This window comes from Bradyrhizobium commune (genome assembly GCF_015624505.1).
Lineage (GTDB): Bacteria > Pseudomonadota > Alphaproteobacteria > Rhizobiales > Xanthobacteraceae > Bradyrhizobium > Bradyrhizobium commune.
This window is the reverse complement of record NZ_CP061379.1, coordinates 3586030-3606649: the sequence shown is the minus strand read 5'-3', so window position 1 is coordinate 3606649 and position 20620 is coordinate 3586030. Positions and strand designations below refer to the sequence as shown.

The 20620-nt window shown below is 65.2% G+C and carries 20 protein-coding genes; 11 read left to right on the top strand and 9 right to left on the bottom strand.

Going from position 1 to position 20620, the window contains the following annotated elements; genetic code table 11:
• Nucleotides 1-56 precede the first annotated feature (56 nt).
• The 3 genes from lexA (at nt 57) to IC761_RS16955 (ending at nt 1770) form a co-directional block, all read left to right on the top strand.
• On the top strand, nt 57-758 hold the full coding sequence (gene lexA / locus IC761_RS16965; protein ID WP_195804320.1) for a transcriptional repressor LexA: 702 nt from the start codon (nt 57-59) through the stop codon (nt 756-758).
• 175 nt (nt 759-933) lie between these two features.
• Nucleotides 934-1140, top strand: a complete 207-nt coding sequence (locus IC761_RS16960; RefSeq protein WP_195804319.1) for a hypothetical protein — start codon at nt 934-936, stop codon at nt 1138-1140.
• Nucleotides 1141-1335: 195 nt separating this feature from the next.
• Complete coding sequence (locus tag IC761_RS16955; protein WP_195804318.1) at nt 1336-1770, top strand: hypothetical protein; 435 nt, start codon at nt 1336-1338, stop codon at nt 1768-1770.
• A gap of 7 nt (nt 1771-1777) precedes the next feature.
• On the opposite strand, the gene IC761_RS16950 is transcribed toward IC761_RS16955, so the two are convergent.
• The 4 genes from IC761_RS16950 to IC761_RS16935 all read right to left on the bottom strand — a co-directional run bounded on the left by IC761_RS16950 (nt 1778) and on the right by IC761_RS16935 (nt 6541).
• The gene (locus IC761_RS16950) at nt 1778-4057 is read right to left on the bottom strand and encodes a ComEC/Rec2 family competence protein (RefSeq protein ID WP_195804317.1); all 2280 of its coding nucleotides are present in this window, start codon (nt 4055-4057) and stop codon (nt 1778-1780) included.
• A 94-nt stretch (nt 4058-4151) separates the two neighbouring features.
• Nucleotides 4152-4385 (bottom strand): DUF2171 domain-containing protein, encoded by a 234-nt coding sequence (locus tag IC761_RS16945; protein ID WP_195804316.1) that lies wholly within the window; start codon nt 4383-4385, stop codon nt 4152-4154.
• A gap of 82 nt (nt 4386-4467) precedes the next feature.
• On the bottom strand, nt 4468-4854 hold the full coding sequence (locus IC761_RS16940; RefSeq protein ID WP_195804315.1) for a YybH family protein: 387 nt from the start codon (nt 4852-4854) through the stop codon (nt 4468-4470).
• 7 nt (nt 4855-4861) lie between these two features.
• The gene (locus IC761_RS16935) at nt 4862-6541 is read right to left on the bottom strand and encodes a glutamine--tRNA ligase/YqeY domain fusion protein (protein ID WP_195804314.1); all 1680 of its coding nucleotides are present in this window, start codon (nt 6539-6541) and stop codon (nt 4862-4864) included.
• Between the two features lie 155 nt (nt 6542-6696).
• Between IC761_RS16935 and gltX the strand changes: the two genes are divergently transcribed.
• The 8 genes from gltX (at nt 6697) to IC761_RS16895 (ending at nt 15965) form a co-directional block, all read left to right on the top strand.
• The gene (gltX, locus tag IC761_RS16930; protein ID WP_195804313.1) at nt 6697-8124 is read left to right on the top strand and encodes a glutamate--tRNA ligase; all 1428 of its coding nucleotides are present in this window, start codon (nt 6697-6699) and stop codon (nt 8122-8124) included.
• A 156-nt stretch (nt 8125-8280) separates the two neighbouring features.
• Nucleotides 8281-9585 (top strand): citrate synthase, encoded by a 1305-nt coding sequence (gene gltA, locus IC761_RS16925; protein ID WP_195804312.1) that lies wholly within the window; start codon nt 8281-8283, stop codon nt 9583-9585.
• A 201-nt stretch (nt 9586-9786) separates the two neighbouring features.
• Nucleotides 9787-10965 carry an ROK family transcriptional regulator gene (locus tag IC761_RS16920; RefSeq protein WP_195804680.1) on the top strand — a complete coding sequence of 393 codons (1179 nt, stop codon included), beginning with the start codon at nt 9787-9789 and terminating at the stop codon, nt 10963-10965.
• Between the two features lie 62 nt (nt 10966-11027).
• Nucleotides 11028-12314: an ABC transporter substrate-binding protein gene (locus tag IC761_RS16915; RefSeq protein ID WP_195804311.1), complete on the top strand. Its 1287-nt coding sequence runs from the start codon at nt 11028-11030 to the stop codon at nt 12312-12314.
• A 41-nt stretch (nt 12315-12355) separates the two neighbouring features.
• A complete protein-coding gene (locus tag IC761_RS16910; RefSeq protein WP_438265139.1) occupies nt 12356-13231 on the top strand; it encodes a carbohydrate ABC transporter permease in 876 nt (291 codons plus the stop codon).
• Nucleotides 13224-14081: a carbohydrate ABC transporter permease gene (locus tag IC761_RS16905; protein ID WP_195804310.1), complete on the top strand. Its 858-nt coding sequence runs from the start codon at nt 13224-13226 to the stop codon at nt 14079-14081. Before IC761_RS16910 ends, IC761_RS16905 begins: the two co-directional genes overlap by 8 nt.
• Before the next feature lie 10 nt (nt 14082-14091).
• Nucleotides 14092-15201: an ABC transporter ATP-binding protein gene (locus IC761_RS16900; RefSeq protein ID WP_195804309.1), complete on the top strand. Its 1110-nt coding sequence runs from the start codon at nt 14092-14094 to the stop codon at nt 15199-15201.
• Complete coding sequence (locus IC761_RS16895; RefSeq protein WP_195804308.1) at nt 15198-15965, top strand: SDR family NAD(P)-dependent oxidoreductase; 768 nt, start codon at nt 15198-15200, stop codon at nt 15963-15965. Before IC761_RS16900 ends, IC761_RS16895 begins: the two co-directional genes overlap by 4 nt.
• Here IC761_RS16895 and lpxB read toward each other — a convergent pair.
• From lpxB to lpxD, 5 genes are all read right to left on the bottom strand, one after another.
• Entirely contained in the window at nt 15962-17146 is a 1185-nt protein-coding gene (lpxB, locus tag IC761_RS16890) for a lipid-A-disaccharide synthase (protein WP_195804307.1), read from the bottom strand. The genes IC761_RS16895 and lpxB overlap by 4 nt on opposite strands.
• A complete protein-coding gene (locus IC761_RS16885; RefSeq protein WP_195804306.1) occupies nt 17143-18000 on the bottom strand; it encodes an LpxI family protein in 858 nt (285 codons plus the stop codon). The genes lpxB and IC761_RS16885 overlap by 4 nt, the downstream gene beginning before the upstream one ends.
• Nucleotides 18001-18020: 20 nt before the next feature.
• Entirely contained in the window at nt 18021-18812 is a 792-nt protein-coding gene (lpxA, locus tag IC761_RS16880; protein ID WP_195804305.1) for an acyl-ACP--UDP-N-acetylglucosamine O-acyltransferase, read from the bottom strand.
• A gap of 170 nt (nt 18813-18982) precedes the next feature.
• Nucleotides 18983-19444: a 3-hydroxyacyl-ACP dehydratase FabZ gene (gene fabZ, locus IC761_RS16875; protein ID WP_195804304.1), complete on the bottom strand. Its 462-nt coding sequence runs from the start codon at nt 19442-19444 to the stop codon at nt 18983-18985.
• Nucleotides 19441-20508 carry a UDP-3-O-(3-hydroxymyristoyl)glucosamine N-acyltransferase gene (gene lpxD / locus IC761_RS16870; protein WP_195804303.1) on the bottom strand — a complete coding sequence of 356 codons (1068 nt, stop codon included), beginning with the start codon at nt 20506-20508 and terminating at the stop codon, nt 19441-19443. Before lpxD ends, fabZ begins: the two co-directional genes overlap by 4 nt.
• Between the last annotated feature and the right edge of the window lie 112 nt (nt 20509-20620).

The window sequence follows — 20620 nt, the reverse complement described above, 5'->3', positions numbered from 1 at the left end:
ATGCCGAACTGAACGTCTCGGAATCGAACGACATCAACCGGGGGATTTTGGTCGAGATGCTAACGCGCAAACAATACGAGCTTCTGCGGTTCATCAGCGAGCGGCTGAAGGAAAGCGGCGTGCCGCCCTCCTTCGACGAGATGAAGGACGCGCTCGACCTGCGCTCCAAATCGGGTATCCACCGCCTCATCACCGCGCTCGAGGAGCGCGGCTTCATCCGGCGCCTGCCCAACCGCGCCCGCGCCATCGAGGTGATCAAGCTGCCCGAGCTCCAGGCCGCCGCCGGTAGCCGCCGCGGCTTCACGCCGAGCGTGATCGAGGGCAACCTCGGCAAGGTGCGCACGACCTCCAGCCCGCCGGCAGACGACGGCGAGCGTCCCGTTGCGGTCCCCGTGATGGGCCGCATCGCGGCCGGCACGCCGATCGAGGCGTTGCAGACCCGCAGCCACACCATCAGCGTGCCGCCGGACATGCTCGGCTCGGGCGAGCATTACGCGCTCGAGGTGCGCGGCGATTCCATGGTCGAGGCCGGCATCCTCGACGGCGACATGGCGCTGATCCAGCGCAACGAGACTGCCGACACCGGTGACATCGTGGTGGCGCTGATCGACGACGAGGAAGCAACCCTGAAGCGCTTCCGCCGCCGTGGCGCTTCGATTGCGCTCGAGCCCGCCAACGCCGCCTATGAGGTCCGCATCCTGCCGCCCAACCGCGTGAAGATTCAGGGCAAGCTCATCGGGCTTTACCGCAAATACTGAGAATGCTGCGGTTGGCAACTGCGCATTAACGATTGGAGCGGACGATTGTCCGCTTCGGCTGGATAGTCTTTCTGGTTTTGCACAGATTATCCGGCCACCCCTTCAGCGCTACATCCCCGGCACACCGCACGAAGCACTCCTTGCTTCGCGGATTTGAAAGGCCGAGGAGACAACCATGCGCAAGATCGTTCTGAGCACAGTCACGATGGCGTTGATCGCAGCATCGGCGCCGCAAGTTTTCGCCGCCCAGTCGCAGCGCCATGCCCGCAAGGCACCGGAGACGACGACCAGCGAACAATTCCGCAATGCCCGCAATGCGGTCGAGCAACCGTCGCAGCCTGCCTGGCAATATTCGGGCTGGTCGGCGCCCGCTGGCCGCTAACTTACTCGCATCGCAGAATGCAGGTGAACAGGCTTTGTTCCTCGCGGATTCGAAAAAGATAATGTGATCGGAGCTTGCGGACCCGCAGCCGCAGATTCGCCCACAACCAAGCAGACGCTTGCAGGCTTCCACTCTGATAGGGGCCTGCGCCTCAGAAGAGGCGCGGGTGCTCTATCCTGATTGAGGAGCACCCCGATGTGTGACTACAGCCTGCACGCCGTCGCGACGCGGCCCGCCCAGATCGGCGAGACGATCGTCACGACAACCTTCCGCGGCACCTCGACGCGCGGCTTCGCTTCCGAAGCCGACATGTCCGTCGCGGTCTGCCTGCTGCCGGGAACGGAGCTCGCCTTCGCCGACAACGTCCGCTACGACAATCGCTGGATCTGGACGCGCACCATCAACTCCCGCGTCGGCAAGTTCGGCAGGATCGATCCGCACATTCCCGATCGCCATCACGATGCGATCGAATTCCCCGACGGCAAGTACGTGCTCGTGACACAGCTCGTCGAAGGTCAGCGCGCAACCGTGCTGCAATTGCCGGTGACCCAGCCGGTCGGCGAGCGTGAGCACGTGCCGCAGACCATCGCCGACAGGCAACCGATCATCACCCGCCTGCCGATCGGCTGAGAAGATTTCAGTCTTCGGCCTGCAGGTCGGACTCCGATGGCGTTGCGTCCTTGGAGCGCGGAGCCGCCGACCGTGGCATGAGGGTCAGTTCGGAATCCCCATCGCCGGCCGCCGCCGGCGACCAGGGACGGTCTGTGCCCCTCGCCTTCACAGCCTGAACCGCAAAGCCGTCGCCGCGCCGCGTCAGCGCCAATGCGCCTTGCCGTGCAAGATGCGGCCGGTCGACCACCATGGCTGCGCAATCCGGCGGCGCGGGCCGGGTAGTCACCACCAGCGCGGCGCGGCTGCAATCATCGGTCAGCGCGTCAATGCGCAGCGCCAATGCGACCATACGCCCATCGGCAAGCGGCGTTACGCAGCCGGACTCGTCGCAGGACACGCCGTCGGCCAGCGAAGCACTGCCGGCATCACGCGGATCGGCATCGGCCGCGAGCCACTCCTTCAGCAGAAAGCTGTCCTTGCTGGCCCTGATCAAATGCAGCTGCCCATCCTTGCCCCGCACCGCCACGCTCGAGCCGTCGCCGGCGATCAGAATGTCGGGTTGCCGGACGGACAGTCCCCAGACGATCGCGGCCGCCAGCACGAGCGCGCCGGACCAGCGCAAGGGCGTGCGCAGCAGGCCCATCAGGACGAGGCCGAGGCTCGCGGCGACCAGCGGCCCGGTGCCGAAGGCACCGACGTGGCCGACCGCGCCGGGCAGCGCGGCCACCCAGCGCGTGACGGCGATCATCCAGTCGATGCCGATCCCCATCAGCCACCAGAACACGCCGTCGAGGCCGAAGGGGGCGGCCAGCAATCCCAACAGCCCCGCCGGCATCACCAGCGCCGAGACCACCGGCATCGCGCCGAGATTGGCGAGCACGCCGTAGGGCGTGATGCGATGGAAGTGGAAGGCGGCATAGGGCGTGGTCGCGAGCCCCGCGATCATGGAGGCCATGAACAGCATCGCGATCTCGCGACCGCCCCACAGCGCGATCCGTGCGGTCGCGGAATGATCGGGCGAGGCAAACAGGTTCGGCATGCCGATCTGCACCAGCGCCACGAGCCCGAGGGTCGCCGCGAACGACATCTGGAAGCTCGGATGGACCAGCGCCTCCGGCGCGACCGCCAGCACGATCAGGGCAGCCACCGCGAGCGTGCGGAACGTGATGGCGCGGCGATCGACCATCACCGCGATCAGCACCACCGCGGTCATGAAGAACGATCTCTGCGTAGCGACCTCCGCACCGGAGAGCAGCAGGTAGAACGCGGCTGCAACCAGCGCCGCAGCCGCCGACCATTTCTTGATGGCGAAGCCAGCCGCCAATCCCGGGATCAAGGCGAGCAGCGCCCGCACCGCGAAGAAAACGACGCCGGCGACGACGGCCATGTGATAGCCGGAGATCGACAGCACATGGCCGAGCCCCGAGATGAACATCGCGTCGTTGACGGGCGTGGTGATCGCATCGCGGCGGCCGGTCAGCAGCGCGGTCGCAATCGCGCGGTTGTCGCCATCGAGCGTGGCGCGGATGCGTGCGTCGATCGTATCGCGCAGCCCCTGCATGATCGCGGCATAATGCAGTCGCAAGCCGCCGACCTCGGGCGGGGCGGAAGCTGTAATGGCGCCCATCGCGAAGCCGGAGGCGCCGATGCCCTGGAAGAACATGTCGCGGGCAAAATCATAGCTGCCAGGCCGCAGCGGCGACAGCGGGGGCATCAGCCGCGCCTTCAGCTGCACGAAGCTGCCGACCTCGGGCGCGGTACCCTTGCGCACCGACAGCCGGACCCGCTCGAGCTTGACGTCGCTGCGCTGCGCCTCCATCGCGGTGACGCGGAGGACAAAACGGTCGGTGCGCTCGCGGATGTCGCGGGTCTCGACGAAGCCCGACAGCGAGACCGAATAGAGCGGTTTGGCCAGCACGGTGTGGGCGATCCGCGCCGTCTTCCAGGTCGCCATGGCAAAACCGGCCGCAACCGCGGCGATCATGATCGCCGGCGCGAACAGCCGGCTCCGCCGCAGCAGCACGGCGCCTGTTGTGAGCGCGGCCGCCGTCGCGGCAACGGCCCACAGCACCGGCTCATGATCGGCGGCGAAATAGAGCGCGATGCCGCAACCGAAGGCGATGGGCACCCAGGGGAACAGACGCCCGGCGCCGGCTTCCGCTTTGGCCCATTCACGCAGCGTCCCGGCAAGCGCGGGCCAAGCGCCAAAGCCCGCTGGTGCAAGGCCACCGGCGGACGCGGCTCGACCGACGGGCCACGTCCCCGCGACACCCTGGGACCGCAACGGCCGGCCCGGCTCCGCCATTCCCTGCACCCTGCGATACGCGACGGGAGCGGAGGCTACCGGAACGTGCGGGAGGCCGAATAGCGGTACGGATCAGGAACGAACGGCCGGCGCCCTACTTTTCCTCTTCCATCGTCACGGCCACCGCCGCCTTGGCCGAGAGGCGGACCTTGTTGCCCTCGATATCGGCGACGAGGCCCTTGTCGATGAAGTGATGGTGCCCCTTGTGGCTGCCCTCGCCGCTGTCTTTCCTGGTCAGCTTGATACGATTGCCCTCGACCTTGTCGACCGTGCCGATGTGGACGCCATCGGCGCCGATGACTTCCATATGCTCTGTGATGTTCTGCATGGCGAGATCCTCGTTTGGACCCACACAACGCGCGCGGCGTCGGTTCGTTGCCATCGCCGCAATGACGATGCCGTGTGCGGCGTCAGATCAGCGGCGCCTGTGACGAGGCATGGTGATTGACGATCTTCCAGTCACCGTCCTCGCGCATGATGACCCAGCTCATCTTGACGACGAGATCCGGCCGTTCGCCCGCGAGGTCGAACGAGACGGTCGCGGCCGTGTTGATGATATCGGAGCCGACCTCCGCCGCGCGCACCTCGGAGAATGCCGCGCTCGGCTTCCGCCATCGCGGCAAGCCGTTGAAATAATCGGCAACGCCGTCCCTGCCCCGGTAGAGTTTTGGATTGGAGCCGAAGAAGAAGGCGTTGCTCGCATAAAGCGACGACAGCGCTGCCGCGTCGAGCTTGGCGAAGCCGGCGCACCATTTCGCGATGATGGCGGAAACGATGGTGTCGGCGTCGGTGCTCATGCGTGCCTCAACCTTTTGCGACTTCCTTCGCAAACGTGTCGCGCAGGCCGATGGTGCGTGAAAACACCGGCTTGCCGGGCGTGGAGTCCCTGTCGCGCACGAAATAGCCCTGGCGTTCGAACTGCATCGGCTCGGTCGCATTGCTCTCGGCGACCGATGCCTCGATCCGCGCGTCGGAGAGGATCTCCAGCGACTGTGGATTGAGGTCGGCCGCGAAGTTCGAGGCGTCCGGGCTCGGATTGGCGAACAGCTGGTTGTAGATGCGGATTTCCGCGGGCACCGAACTCGCTGCCGGCAACCAGTGCATGGTCGCCTTGACCTTGCGGCCGTCGGGCGCGTTGCCGCCCCTGGTCGCGGGATCGTAGGTGCAGCGCAGCTCCACCACCTCGCCCGCGTCGTTCTTGATCACGCCGGTGCACTTGACGAAATAGGCGTAGCGCAACCGCACCTCGTTGCCAGGCGACAGGCGGAAGAACTTTTTGGGCGGGTTCTCCATGAAATCGTCCTGCTCGATATAGAGCTCGCGGCCGAACGTGATTTTCCGCGTACCCGCCGACGGATCGTCCGGGTGGTTGATCGCCTCGAGCTCCTCGGTCTGCCCTTCCGGATAATTCTCGATCACCACCTTGAGCGGCTTCAGCACGCCCATGCGCCGCTGCGCGGTGCGGTTCAATTCCTCGCGGATGCAGAACTCGAGCATTCCGACGTCGACAACGCTGTTCGCTTTCGCCACGCCGATGCGCTTGACGAATTCGCGCAGCGCGGCCGGCGGCACGCCGCGGCGGCGCATGCCCGCCATGGTCGGCATGCGCGGATCGTCCCAGCCCGCGACATGGCCGTCGCGGACCAGCTGGGTCAGCACCCGCTTGGACAAGAGCGTGTAGGTCAGGTTGAGCCGCGCCATTTCGTACTGATGCGGCTTCGACGGCACCGGCAGCTTCTCGATGAACCAGTCGTAGAGCGGCCGGTGGTCCTCGAACTCGAGCGTGCAGATCGAATGCGTGATGCCCTCGATCGCGTCCGACTGGCCGTGGGCATAGTCGTAGCTCGGATAGATGCTCCATTTGGTCCCGGTGCGCGGATGGTGCGCATGCAGGATACGGTAGAGCACGGGATCGCGCAGGTTGATATTGCCCGAGGACATGTCGATCCTGGCCCGCAGCACGCGCGCGCCGTTCGGAAATTCGCCGGCCTTCATGCGACGGAACAGGTCGAGGTTCTCGTCCACCGTGCGGTCGCGAAACGGCGAGTTCTTGCCGGGCTCGGTCAGCGTGCCGCGCGCGAGCCGGATCTCCTCCTGGGACTGGTCGTCGACATAAGCGAGCCCGTCGCGGATCAGCTTCTCCGCCCATTCGTACAGGCGGTCGAAATAGTCCGAGGCGTAGAACAGGTTCTTGCCCCAGTCGTAGCCGAGCCAGTGCACGTCGGCCTGGATGGAATCGATATATTCCTGCTCTTCCTTGACCGGGTTGGTGTCGTCGAAGCGCAGATGGCAGCGGCCCGGAAACTCCTGGGCGATGCCGAAATTGAGCGCGATCGACTTGGCGTGGCCGATATGGAGGTAGCCGTTCGGCTCCGGCGGGAACCGGGTCACGATCTCCGTGTACTTGGCCTGGTCGAGGTCGGCCTGGATGATGTCACGAATGAAATCGCGCCCAACCTCAGTCGCCACCGGTTCTATGCTCATCCTAAAATCCTGTAGGGAAATCAGCGGCCCTTCTGCCAAATTTGCTTGGCTGAGCCAAGGGCTTAAGCAAGGCCCTAAGCGGTCCGCTGCCGGGCTTTAGTTATGCTCCGGTCCTGTTATATACCACCGCCTCCAATGCATAGGCCCTGCCAAGAATGTCCGATTCCGTCGTCACCCGCTTCGCTCCCTCCCCGACCGGCTTCCTCCATATCGGAGGCGCACGCACGGCGCTGTTCAACTGGCTCTATGCGAAAAAGCACGGCGGCAAGATGCTGCTGCGGATCGAGGACACCGACCGGGAGCGCTCCACCGAAGCTGCGATCGGCGCCATCCTCGACGGGTTGAAATGGCTCGAGCTCGGCTGGGATGGCGACGTCATCTACCAGTTCAGCCGCGCCGCCCGTCACCGCGAGGTCGCCGAGCAGTTGCTCGCCGACGGCAAGGCCTATCGCTGCTACGCCACCGCCGAGGAGCTCAGCGCCATGCGCGAGAAGGCGCGCGCAGAGGGCCGCACCCGCCTCTATGACGGCCTATGGCGCGACCGCGACCCGGCAACGGCGCCGTCCGACGTCAAGCCCACTATCCGTCTGCGCGCGCCGCAGACCGGCGAGACCGTGATCGAGGACCAGGTCCAGGGCCGCGTGGTCTGGCAGAACGAGAATCTCGACGATCTCGTCCTGCTGCGTGGCGATGGCAACCCGACCTACATGCTCGCGGTGGTGGTCGACGACCACGACATGGGTGTCACCCACGTCATTCGCGGCGATGACCATCTGATCAACGCCGCGCGCCAGAAACAGATCTACGATGCGATGGGCTGGGCACTGCCGAGCATGTCCCACATTCCGCTGATCCACGGCCCGGACGGCTCAAAACTCTCCAAGCGCCATGGCGCGCTCGGCGTCGATGCCTACCGCGCCATGGGGTACCTGCCGGCTGCGCTGCGCAACTACCTGGTCCGGCTCGGCTGGAGCCATGGCGACCAGGAGATCTTCTCGACCGAGGAGATGATCGCGGCGTTCGATCTCGCCAATGTCGGCCGGGCGGCGGCGCGCTTCGACTTCGCCAAGCTCGAAAACCTCAACGGCCATTACATCCGCCACGCCGACGATCAATCACTCGTGAAGATGTTCGAGGACGTGCTCGACCACGTCGTGCCGTGTCGCGACGACATTAAGGCCAAGTTAAACGACACCACGCGCACCCAGTTGCTCAAGGCCATGCCGGCCCTGAAGGAGCGCGCCAAGACACTGATCGAGCTGATCGACAGCGCCTATTTCATCTTCGCCGACCGGCCGCTGGAGCTTGATCCCAAGGCCGCAGCCCTGCTGACGCCTGAGAACCGCAAGCTGATCGGCCAGCTTCATTCCGCGCTGGAGAATGTGGAGACCTGGAACGCGGCTTCGGCGGAAGCCGCGTTGCGTGCCTTTGCCGAGGAAAACAGTCTCAAGCTCGGCGCGGTCGCCCAGCCTTTGCGGGCCGCGCTGACGGGCCGGTCGACCTCGCCTGGCATATTCGAGGTTTTGGACGTGCTGGGACGCCAGGAAAGTCTGGGCAGGCTCAAGGATCAGGCCAAGGACTAGCTACGACGTAAGTCGAGCATGCACGGCGCCATCTTGCAGCGCACACAGCAATAATATACCCATCTTGGCCGTACCTTCTGGAATATCCGGCCTGCCCCACCATGTCATCGGGGCCTTCCGGGTCCGGCCCGTTTCACCTTACATCGGGGACCTCTGATGGACGCACAATCAAGCAATAAGACCGCCACGCTGACGGTTGGAAACAAGAACTACGATCTCCCGATCCACAGTGGCAGCGTCGGGCCCGACGTTATCGATATCGGCAAGCTCTACGGCCAGTCCGGGCTGTTCACCTACGATCCCGGCTTCACCTCGACCGCGAGCTGCCAGTCCAAGATCACCTATATCGACGGCGACGCGGGCGTGCTGGAATACCGCGGCTACCCGATCGAGCAGCTCGCCGAGAACGGCGACTTCCTCGAGACCTGCTATTTGCTGCTCTACGGGGAGCTTCCGACCGCGGCGCAGAAGAAGGATTTCGACGACCGCGTGATCCATCACACGATGGTCCACGAGCAGATGGCCCGCTTCTTCCAGGGCTTCCGCCGCGACGCCCATCCGATGGCGGTGATGGTCGCTTCCGTCGGCGCGCTGGCCGCGTTCTATCACGACAGCACCGACATCAACGATCCGAAGCAGCGCATGATCGCCTCCATGCGCATGATCGCCAAGATCCCGACGCTGGCCGCGATGGCCTACAAATACACCATCGGCCAGCCCTTCGTTTATCCGAAGAACTCGCTCGGCTTCGCCCAGAACTTCCTCAACATGTGCTTCGCGGTGCCGTGCGAGGAGTACAAGATCAACCCGGTGCTTGCGGAAGCGCTGGACAAGATCTTCATCCTGCATGCCGACCACGAGCAGAACGCCTCAACCTCGACGGTGCGCATCGCCGGCTCCTCCGGCGCCAACCCGTTCGCCTGCATCGCCGCCGGCATCGCCTGCCTGTGGGGCCCGGCGCATGGCGGCGCCAACGAAGCAGCGCTCGCGATGCTCGCCGAGATCGGCACCGTGGACAAGATCCCCGAGTTCATCGCCAAGGTGAAGGACAAGAACAGCGAAGTCCGCCTGATGGGCTTCGGTCACCGCGTCTACAAGAACTACGATCCGCGCGCCAAGATCATGCAGAAGATGTGTCACGCCGTGCTCAAGGAGACCGGCCATGGCGACGATCCGATGCTGAAGGTGGCGCTCGAGCTCGAGAAGATCGCGCTCAGCGACCAGTACTTCATCGACCGCAAGCTCTACCCGAACGTCGACTTCTATTCGGGCATCACGTTGAAGGCGATGGGCTTCCCAGTCTCGATGTTCACCGTGCTGTTCGCGGTCGCCCGCACCGTCGGCTGGATCAGCCAGTGGAGCGAGATGATCGAGGATCCGCAGCAGAAGATCGGCCGTCCGCGCCAGCTCTACACCGGCGTCACCAGCCGCGACTACGTGAAGATCGGCGACCGCAAGTAAGATCGGCCGTTACGGCTCTCGAAACGGCGCCATCGCAAGATGGCGCCGTTTTTTGTTTGTACGGATGCCTACGAAACCGATCGAACCTCGGCGTTCTTGCTGCCGCGCACAACAACAAGTCGATGCATTGCGCCGGCTAATGCTTGACAGTCGAAACGCTCCGCGCGCAAATTCTTACACTAAGTAAGAATGACGACAGGGATGGAAATGCCGGAGCAGCCGAGAAGTCGGCGGCAGACGCGCGCCGCCATTTTGACTCACTTGCTCCAGTCGGGCGGCTCGTTCCGGCCGCCGCTGGCCAAGGCCGTGCGCCTGTCCGAGGCGAGCCTGTCGCGCATCCTGTTTGACCTGAAGGCCGAAGGCCTGATCGAGGAAGTACGGCGCCCTGCCCCCTATGTCGGCGGCCCGACCGGTCTCGTGTCGCTCGACGCAACGGTGGCACTTGCGGCCCTCGAGCTGACCGGTCAATGGCTCAGCGTCGGCGTTGGCGGCCTGTCGGGCGAGTTGCATTACACCGAGCGCGTCCCGCTGCCGAAGAGGCCCACCGTCGAAACCGTCGGCCGGGTGTTTGGCGAAGCGCTGGCCTTGCTGCGCGACTGGACGCGGCGCCGCCGCATCAGGCTCGCACAGATCGGCGTCACCGTTCCAGGCCTCGGGCGCCTGAGTGAGTTTGGCAACCCGATCATTCCCTGCGACGTCGGACGCATCAGCGACATGTCCGGCGAGCTGTTTGCGGACGTACCGGTCGCCTTCACCAATTCGGTGGTGGCGCACGCCACCTTTCATCGTTGCCGCACGGAAAGCTATCCGTTCAGCGGCGCGCATCTGTTCGTCTTCGTCGGCCAGGGCGTTGCGGGAACCTGGATGGACGATCCCATCGAGGACGACGCGCTCCAGCCGGTCGAGCTCGGCCACATGGTGTTCGGAACCGAAGGCCCCCGCTGCCGCTGCGGCCATCACGGCTGTGTCGAAGCCTATACGTCGCTGCCGGCGCTGGCCGAGCTTCTTGGCCTGCGCGAGGCCGAGTTGCTCGCGTTCGGCAACGAATGGGTGACCGCTGTCCCCCTCACATCGCGCGTACGCCAGGAGCTGCGCCAACGGCTGTTCCGACTGGGACTCGCGATCGGCAACACGCTCAACGTCAAACCCTGCCGCGGGGTCGCGATCAGCGGCTGGCCGTCGCTGCTCGACGAGGAGGATCGCAAGGCCGTTATCGACGGGATCGACGCCTGCCTGCTCGGCGGCCGGAAACTGGCGCAGGTGTCGCTCGCCTTCGTGCCGCCCTCGAACGGCAATGATCCGCAAGCCGCATTGGCCTTCGCCGCCTTCTGCCTGGCGAGATGTGGCGGCATGGCCGCCGCATCGACGGAGGCTGCCTGACATGCCCTGAGCCACGCGCGGCTCGCGCGAGCCGCAAAGTTCACACCCGGGAGGAACTTGCCATGCCGATCACGACAACAAGGCGCCGTCTGCTCGCTGGATCTGCTGCCGCGCTCGCACTGCCGGCCTTTGCCCGCGCGCAAGGCGCGGTCAAGCCGCGCCTGACCGCGATCTCGCAATGGTCCGCGGGCAGCGATGGGGCGGCGATCACGGCGCTCGGCAAGAAATTCGAGGAGAAGGGCGGCGTCTGGCAGCACTCGCCCGTCCCCGGCTTCACCACCGAGATGATGAACAAGCTGCGCGCCCAGATCATCGCCGGCGATCCGCCGGCCTGCTCGCAGCTCAAGGGCCCCGAGATTGCGGCCTGGTCGAAGATTGCGCCGACCGTCGATCTCGACGCCGTCGTCGCTGCCGCCGGCTATGAAAAGGTCGTCGCACCGGACCTTGCAAAATTGCACAAGCCGGGCGGCAAGTGGATCGCGCTGCCGCTGCAGATCTACAGCACCAACATGCTGTTTCTCTCCAAGCGCGGGATGGACAAGGCCAAGGCCGACAAGATCCCCGTCACCTGGGCCGACTTCAACGAGCTTGCCGAGAAGATGAAATCGGCCGGAATGACCTATCCCCTCGCCAACGGCGGTACCCGCCCCGACGACGGGCAAAAATTCGAGGCTTCTCTTGCCGGCATCAGCCCGACGGCATACCGCGCCGCCCTCATGAATCTCGACAAGAAAGCGCTGGAGGGCCCCGAGATCAAGGCGGCCTTCGCGCAGACGCGCAAGATCGCCGACTGGTGTGACCCCAATGTCGGCGCCCAACCCTATGCCACCAATCTGAAGCGCTTCGTCGACGGCGAGATGGGCATGCTGATCATGGGCGGCTGGGCCCAGGGCGTTTTGAAAAACGCCGGCTTCAAGTTCGACGACTACACCATCGCGCCGGGCCCCAGCGACAATGGCAAGCCGGTTTTCCTGCTGAACGCCGATGCCTTCATCTTCTGGCAGCGCAAGGAGGCAGACCTCCAGGCCGGTCAGACGCTGATGGCCCAGCTCGTCATGGATCCGGCCATTCAGACCATGTATTCGCAGATCACCGGATCGATCCCCGTGCGCACCGACGTCGATCTTTCCGGTGAAGGCTGGTCGGACGGTCAACGGCGGACGGCTGCCGCTCTGAAGGACGCCGTCGCCAGCAATCAGGCCGTCCTCAGCCTCGCGCACAACATGGCGCAGGAAAACGGCCTGACCGCAGCGATGATCGACGTGCTCACCGAATACGCCAAGAACAAGACGATCACACCGGAGCAGGCGGTCACGCGCCTCGCCGAGGCCGTCGAGGGATCACGTTGAGCAGCCTCGCCTCGACACCAGCGCGGCCGGCGACATCCGAGATGGTGCGCCGGCTACCTGAATATCTGATGATCTGGGTGCCGCTGCTCCTGTCCGCGGCACACCTCATTTCGTTTTCGATCTGGACGATCTGGATTTCGTTCACGCCCTCCACCCTCATTCCGGTCTCGGGCTGGGTGGGCCTGCGCAACTACAACGCAGTCCTGGCATCGCGGAACTGGCAGATCGCCTTCGACAATCTGCTGCTGTTCGGCATCGCTTTCGTGCTGCTGAGTTTGATCACGGGCCTCTTGCTTGCGATCCTGCTCGATCAGCGCATTCGCGCCGAGAACGTGCTGCGGACCATCTTCCTGTACCCCCTCGCCGTGTCGTTCGTCGTCACCGGCACGGTCTGGAGCTGGCTGCTCAATCCCGGCATCGGGATCGAGAAGCTCGCCCATGACCTCGGCTGGGCCTCCTTCCATTTCGACTGGCTGGTCAATCGCGACAAGGCCATCTGGACGATTGTCATCGCCGCGATCTGGCAATCCTCCGGTTTCGCCATGGCGCTGTTCCTGGCAGGCCTCCGCTCCGTCGACGCCGACATCATCAAGGCCGCGCAGATCGACGGCGCCGGACCGATCCGAACCTATTGGCGCGTCATTCTGCCGACGCTCTGGCCAATTACCATCACCGTCGTCGTGGTCCAGCTCCAGTTCGCGATTTCGGCCTTCGACCTCGTCCGCGCCCTCACCAATGGCGGACCCGGCATCGCGACCCAGCTGCCGGCCCTCGTCGTCTACGACCTGATGTTCCAGCGCAGCCAGCTCGGCCGGGGAGCGGCGGCGGCGGTGCTCATGTTGCTCATTCTTCTCGCCGTGCTGCTGCCCTATGCGGCCTGGCGCTATGTCCAGCGACGGCAGGCCGCCCATGCGTGACTCAACCTTCGCGCCGGGCCGCGTTCTGATCTATCTCGTCGTGTCTTTATTCGCGGCAGCCTATCTCGCGCCCCTGGTTGTTGTCGTGCTGAACTCGCTCCGCACCAACGAGGAGATCGCGCAGGGTTCGATGATCGGCTGGCCGCAACACCTGGCCTGGAACAACTACGCCAAGGCCTGGAGCGGCTTCTGCGTCGCCGAGACCTGCGCCGGCATCCGGCCGTACATGCTGAACTCCGCGCTCGTCACGATCCCCGCGACGATCTTCTCGACCTTGCTCGGTGCGATTGCCGGCTACGCCGTTTCGCTCTGGCGTTTTCGCGGCGATGGCTGGATCTACGGCATCGTGACGCTTGGCCTCTTCCTCCCCCAGCAGATGCGCCTCTTGCCCTGGACCATCGTGCTGCGCGACATCGGTCTCATCAATACGCTGACCGGTCTCGTGCTGATCCACACGATCCAGGGACTCTCCTTCACCGTGCTGTTCTGCCGGAACTACTATGTCGCCATTCCTCATGAATTGATCAGGGCCGCGCGCATCGACGGTGCCGGCTTCTTTCGTATCTTCTGGCGCATCATTCTGCCGCTCTCGTCTCCTATCCTGATCGTCACCGTGATCTGGCAGTTCACGCACATCTGGAACGAATTCCTCTATGGCGTGACATTCACCACCGGCCAGCAGCAGCCGGTCACGGCCGCCCTCATCGCGCTCTCTGCCGCAATCGCAGATATCCCGCAGCACGGCGTGCAGAGCGCTGCGGTGATCATCGCGGCGCTGCCCACTTTGCTGATCTATCTCTTTGGCGGCAGGTATTTCGTGCGCGGCCTCACTGCCGGGGCTGTGAAATGATGGATGTGTCATGGCAGCACTGAGCATTCGCGCCCTGTCGAAGCGCTACGCCAATCTGGAGGTGCTGAAGGGCATCGACCTCGATATCGAGAGCGGCGAATTCACCGTGCTGGTCGGACCGTCCGGTTGCGGCAAGTCCACCCTGCTCAACATCGTCGCCGGCCTCGATCGTCCGAGCGACGGAACGATCGAGATCGGCGGACGCGTCGTCAACGACGTCCCGCCCAAGGAGCGCGACATCGCCATGGTGTTCCAGTCCTATGCGCTCTATCCCTCCATGACGGTGCGCCAGAACATCACCTTCGGTATGGAATGTCGCCACGTGCCGAAGGCAGAGCAGGACAAGGCGCTGGCGAACGTCGCCAAGCTGCTCCAGATCGAGCCCCTGCTCGGCCGCAAGCCGTCCCAACTCTCCGGCGGCCAGCGCCAGCGTGTGGCGATGGGCCGGGCGCTGGTGCGCGATCCCCTGCTCTTCCTGTTCGACGAGCCGCTCTCCAATCTCGACGCAAAATTGCGGGTCGAGATGCGGATGGAGATCAAGCGGCTGCATCAGCGCATCGGCGCCACGATCGTCTATGTCACCCACGACCAGATCGAGGCGATGACGATGGCAACCCGCATCGCCGTGATGCACCGGGGCGTGGTGCAGCAATTCGCCGACCCCGACACCGTGTACCGTTACCCGGCCAATCTGTTCGTCGCCCGCTTCATGGGCTCGCCGCCGATGAACACGATGCCGGCGCGGCTCGAGGCCGACGCCGCCGGTCTGGTGGCCGTGATCGGCGCCGGACGAGCGGACGAGGTTCGGATCCGTCTCCGGAACTGCGACGCGGCCGCCTCCTATGTCGGCCGCGAAGTGGTATTCGGGATCAGGCCGGAATGCATCGCCGAGGGTGGCCGCGTCTTCTCAGGCGAGCCGCCCGTCCTCGTTACCGCGCCAGTCGAGATGGTCGAGCCCACTGGCGCTGAGACCATCGTCCTGCTCCGGCTCGGCGGCGAGCCCGCCCAGGCGCGCATCTCGCCCGACATCCGCCCGACACCGGGAAGCCCGGCTCCGTTCGCCCTCGATACCCGCCGCCTTTGCCTGTTCGACCCAGAGACGGAGCGACTGATCGCATGACCCAGACGAGCTATGCCGGCCTCGCGGACCGCGTGGTGCTGATCACCGGAGGCGCCAGCGGCATCGGTGCCGCCTTCGTCCGCGCTTTCGCAGGCCAAGGTGCGCGCGTCGCTTTTCTCGACGTCGATGCGGAGACCGGCGAAGCGCTGTCGCGAGAACTGGCAGGAAGTTCCCGCGCTGCCCCGCTGTTCGTGCCCTGCGACCTTCTCGACATCGACGCCCTCCGCGCCGCGATGGCCAAGGTTCACAGGGCACTCGGCGATGCCGCGGTCCTCGTCAACAATGCCGCCAACGACCAGCGCCAGGTGCTGGCCGACGTAACGCCGGCGGAATTCGACTGGATGGTCGGCGTCAATCTCAAGCACGTCTTCTTCGCCGCCCAGGCCGCGGTGCCGCAGATGCAGGCCCGCGGCGGCGGCTCGATCATCAACATGTCGTCGATCGCGTGGATGCGCGGCGCCCCGGCGCTGCCGGTCTACGCCGCGGCGAAGGCTGCGATCGTCGGCTTCACCAACTCACTGGCACGGCTGGTCGGCCCCGACCGCATCCGCGTCAACGCGATTGCGCCGGGGATGGTCATCACCGAGCGGCAGCGCCGACTGTGGTATCCGAACGAACAGACCATCGCCGAGCTGCGCACCCGCCAGGCCATTCCCGATGCGGTGACGCCCGACGACATCGCCAACATGGCGCTGTACCTCGCATCCGACGACAGCCAGCGTATCACGCGCCAGTGTTTTCAGGTCGATGGCGGGCTTGGCTAGCCGATGCGCTTCCCCTTCCGCATCGTCGCGAGCACGATGTCGGCGGCAAGCACGCTCGGCGATTTGTTGCCGGTGGACATGATCGAGTCGAGCTGGGCGAACGCGTCAACCTGTTGCCGGCGCATGGGCGTATCGGTCAGCACCTCGGCGAGCGCCTGCGCAAGCTTCCCCGGCGTACAGTCTTCCTGCAAGAACTCCGGAATGACGTCCTTGCCGATCACGAGATTGGCGAGGATCACCGAGGAGACGCGGATCGCGCGGCGCAGGATGAAGGCCTCGATCCCGCCGACGCGATACGCCGTCACCATCGGAATGCCTGACAAAGCGAGCTCCAGAGTCACGGTGCCGGATTTTGCCAGCGCCGCATGCGCGATGCGGAAGGCGGCGCGCTTCTCTGCCTCCCCAATCACGATCTGCGGCTGGACCGGCCAGCTCGCGAGGCCTTCGCGGACGGTCTTTTCGAGATGCGGCATGGTCGGCAACATCAGATCGAAGGCCCGGCCCTCGGCCTGGAGCCGGCCGATCGTTGCGCCGAACACCTCGAGATGGTGCCGGATCTCGCTGCGGCGGCTGCCGGGCAGCACCAGCAGCACCGGCGGGTCGACATCGCGGCGCTTCTGCTCCTCGGCGTTCGGCCGCAGCGAGGGCAATTGCTCGATCAGGGGATGGCCGACATAGCTGCACGGCGGCCCGCCGAGCTTGCGGTATTGCTCCGGCTCGAACGGCAGCAGGCCGAGCACGTGATCGACATAGCCGAGCATGGCGCGGGCCCGGCCCGGCCGCCAGGCCCAGACCGAGGGGGAGACATAGTCGACGACCGGGATCGCGGGATTCTTCGCGCGCACGCGGCGGGCGACGCGATGGGTGAAATCGGGGCTGTCGATGACGACGAGTGCGTCGGGTGCCGCCTCCGTCACCGCATCAACGGTCTCGCGGATCAGACGCAGGATCTTTGGCAGCTGCTGCACCACCGCGGCGAAGCCGACGATCGAGAGCTCGTCGATCGGAAACAGCGTCTCCAGGCCCTCACGGGCCATGGTGCGGCCGCCGACGCCCACGAATTGCACGCCGTCACCGAGCCGCTGGCGCAGCACCTTCATCAGGGCCGAGCCGAGCCGGTCGCCGGATTCCTCCGTCGCGATAAGGAAGATCTTTCGCTTGGGATCGCGGCTTTGCATCACGCCGGCAGGCCGATGATGAAGAGATATTTTGCGTCCGCAAGCGCAATCATTGCCTGCGGCTCGGCGGCAATGGTGTTGCCGGCGATGACGGCAACGCCGGCAAGGCCGGCGGCTGCGACGCGCTCGATGGTACGCGGGCCGATCGTCGGCAGGTCGAATCGCAGATCCTGCCCCCTCTTCGGCGCTTTCACCAGCACGCCCCGCCCGGTGGCGGCGCGGATGCGGCCCTCATCGCGCAGCCGCGCGACGCGCGCGAGCAGCGCGTCGGTGCCCTCGATGTCCTCCACCGCCACCACATGGCCGTCGATCACGACGACGGCCTGGCCAATGTCGAACGGCCCGAGCGCGGTCAGCACCGCGCGTCCGCGCTCGATATCGCCCTTGGCGTTGTCGGCCGGCCACGCACGGGTAATGCAGCCCTCGGGCATCAAGAGATCGGGCGCAACATCCTTGATGCCGACCATGCGAAAGCCGTCCTGCTCGAGGATGCGTCCGACGCCGGACAAGAGATGATCGTCGCCGCCGCGAAAGGCGCGGATGACGTTGCCGAGCAGCCGCAGCGTCTTGACGTCGAAGCGGATCTCCGAGAGCGAGGGACGCACCAGCGTGCCGATGAAGATCAGGTCGCGGCAGCCTTCCTCGCGAAACAGCCGCATGGCGCGACCGAGCTGGCCGACCGAGATCCAGCGGTGACGGAATTTGTCCACCTGCGCCGGATCGCAGGCCCCGCGCAGCGGAAACAGCACCGGCGTGATGCCGCGCGCGGCGAGCGACTCGGCAACCGCGAACGGCATGGCGCCGCCGCCTGCGACCACGCCGACCGGCGATGAAATCTCGGAAGCCGCCGATGTCATGTCCGCGGCCATCTCCAGGATCACTTTTCGATGGCGGGAAGACAGAGCGGGCGCTTGCCCTTGCCGATGAAGCCGAGGATTTCGGCAATCGCGGGATCCTCGCCGGCGAGCGGCCGCACGGTCTCCAGCCGCTCGGCGAACGTGCCGGGGCCATGGAAGAGTTTTTGGTAGAACGCGCGCACCGTCGCCAGCCGCTGCTTGGTGAACTTGCGTCGCTTCATGCCGACAAGATTGAGGCCCTCGAGCACGGCATACTGGCCGTTGGCAAGGCCGAACGGAATGATGTCGTCGCGCACGCCGCACACGCCGCCAACCATGACCTGCGGCCCGATGCGGGTGAACTGGTGCACGGCCGACAGGCCGCCGATGAAGACGAAGTCGCCGATTTCGGCGTGGCCGCCAAGCGTCGCCGAGGTCGCGAAGATCACGTCGTTGCCGACGTGGCAGTCGTGGCCGACATGGCTACAGTTCATGAAGTAGCCGCGGTCACCCACGGTGGTGATGCCGCCACCCGCGACGGTACCTGCGTTCATGGTCACGGATTCGCGGATGGTGCAGCCAGAACCGATCGTCAGCTTCGTCAGCTCGCCGCGATAGCCAAGCGACTGCGGCGGCGTGCCGAGCGAGACAAACGGGTAGATGGTGCAATCGTCGCCGATCGTGGTCTGTGCCGTGACGTGCACATGTCCGATCAGCTTGCAATTCCTGCCGATCATGACGTGCGGGCCAATGATGCAATAGGGCCCGATCTCGGTGCCCTCGCCGATCATGGCACCGTCTTCCACCCGCGCACTGGGGTCGATCTTACTCATCAAAAAGGTCTGCTTATGTGTTGAAATCGCCTAACTTTCCGGTGGTTAGCGCGACTTCGCCCGATCTGTCCAGTGACGTATGATCTCGGCGTGTTTCAAGGCGAATGGCGAATAGGGGGCAGCGAATAGTCCACTTTCGATTCGCTACTCCCTATTCGCCATTCGCCGCGTCAGTCCGTCAGCATGGCCCCGACATCGGCTTCCGCGACGACCTGGCCGTTGACCTTCGCGTCGCCGTGAAACCACCACATGGTCTTGCGGCGGCCGAGCGAGTGCATGTGATACTCGATGGTGTCGCCGGGCAGCACGGGCTTGCGGAATTTGCACTTGTCGATGGTGAGGAAATACACCGCGCGCGGCTTCTCGGTGCCCTCGACCGACTTGATGCCGATCACGCCCGCCGTCTGCGCCATCGCCTCGATCATCATCACGCCCGGATAGACCGGTCGCTCGGGGAAGTGGCCCTGGAACGCCGGCTCGTTGAACGTCACGTTCTTGATGCCGATGCCGCTGTAATCGGCGCGGATGTTGATCACGCGGTCGATCAGCAGCATGGGAAAGCGATGCGGGAGCGTTTGCAGGATCATGTTGATGTCCACAAGCGCAAACTTGATCGGCGATTCCTCCGTCATTCCCGTCCCTCGTCCTTCGGATCGGCCTTGCTGTCGCGCACCAGACGCTCCACCGCGATGATCTCCTTGAACCATTGTTTGGTCGGCTTGGCGAAATGCCCGCCCCAGCGACCACCCGGCGGGATGTCGTCCTTGACGGCGCTCATGGCGGTCACCTGAGCCCCGTCGCCGATCTTGAGGTGGTTGTTGATGCCAACCTTCGCTCCCAGCGCCACGTTGTCGCCGATGGTCAGGCTGCCCGCGAGGCCGATCTGGGCCGCCAGCAGGCAATGCCGGCCAATGGTCACATTGTGGCCGATCTGGACCTGATTGTCGATTTTGGTGCCCTCGCCGATGACCGTGTCGCGCAGCGACCCGCGATCGATCGTCGTGCCGGCGCCGACCTCGACATCGTTCTGGATCAACACCCGTCCGGTCTGCGGCACCTTCAGATGGCCCTCAGGGCCGAAGAAGATGAAGCCGTAGCCGTCCTGGCCGATCGAGCAGCCCGGATGGATCAGCACGTTGTTGCCGATCAGGGCGCACTGGATCGCCGTACGGGCGCCGACATTGCAGTCCCGGCCGATCTTGACGCCGGGGCCGATCACCGCGCCGACGCCGACCACCGTGCCGGTGCCGATCTCGACATCCGGGCCGATCACGGCCAGCGGATCGACGACCACGCCGTCTTCGAGCCGCGCCGTGGGATCGATGATGGCCGACGGCGCGATGCCGTCATTGCCGACCCAGGATTGCGGCCTGAGCGCGTCGCCGTGCCATTGCCGCGCCAGCCCGACGAAGGCACGGAACGGCTGCGCCACCCGCAGCACCGCTACATGCGCGGGCACCTGTTTCTCGAACCGCGGGCTCACCAGGCAGGCGCCGGCCTTGGTCGCCTTGAGCTCGTCGGCATATTTGAGGTTGTCGAAAAACGTCAGGTGCATCGGGCCGGCTTCGTCGAGCGAGGCCAGGCCCGTGATGACGTGACCGCCCCGCGCGGGGTCGACCAGTTGCGCCTTGGTCAGCGCGGCAATGTCAGCCAGCGCTGACGCCGGCGGCTTTGTGAAGAAAGTCGGTTGCGCCATTCCACCCCGTCGCGGTCCGGCTTCGGCATGAAGCGACCAGGCCGCATCATGCCTCATCTGTTGGATTGAACACGATCTTTTTGGCCACCGGCCCCGCGACGGGGGCCGATCA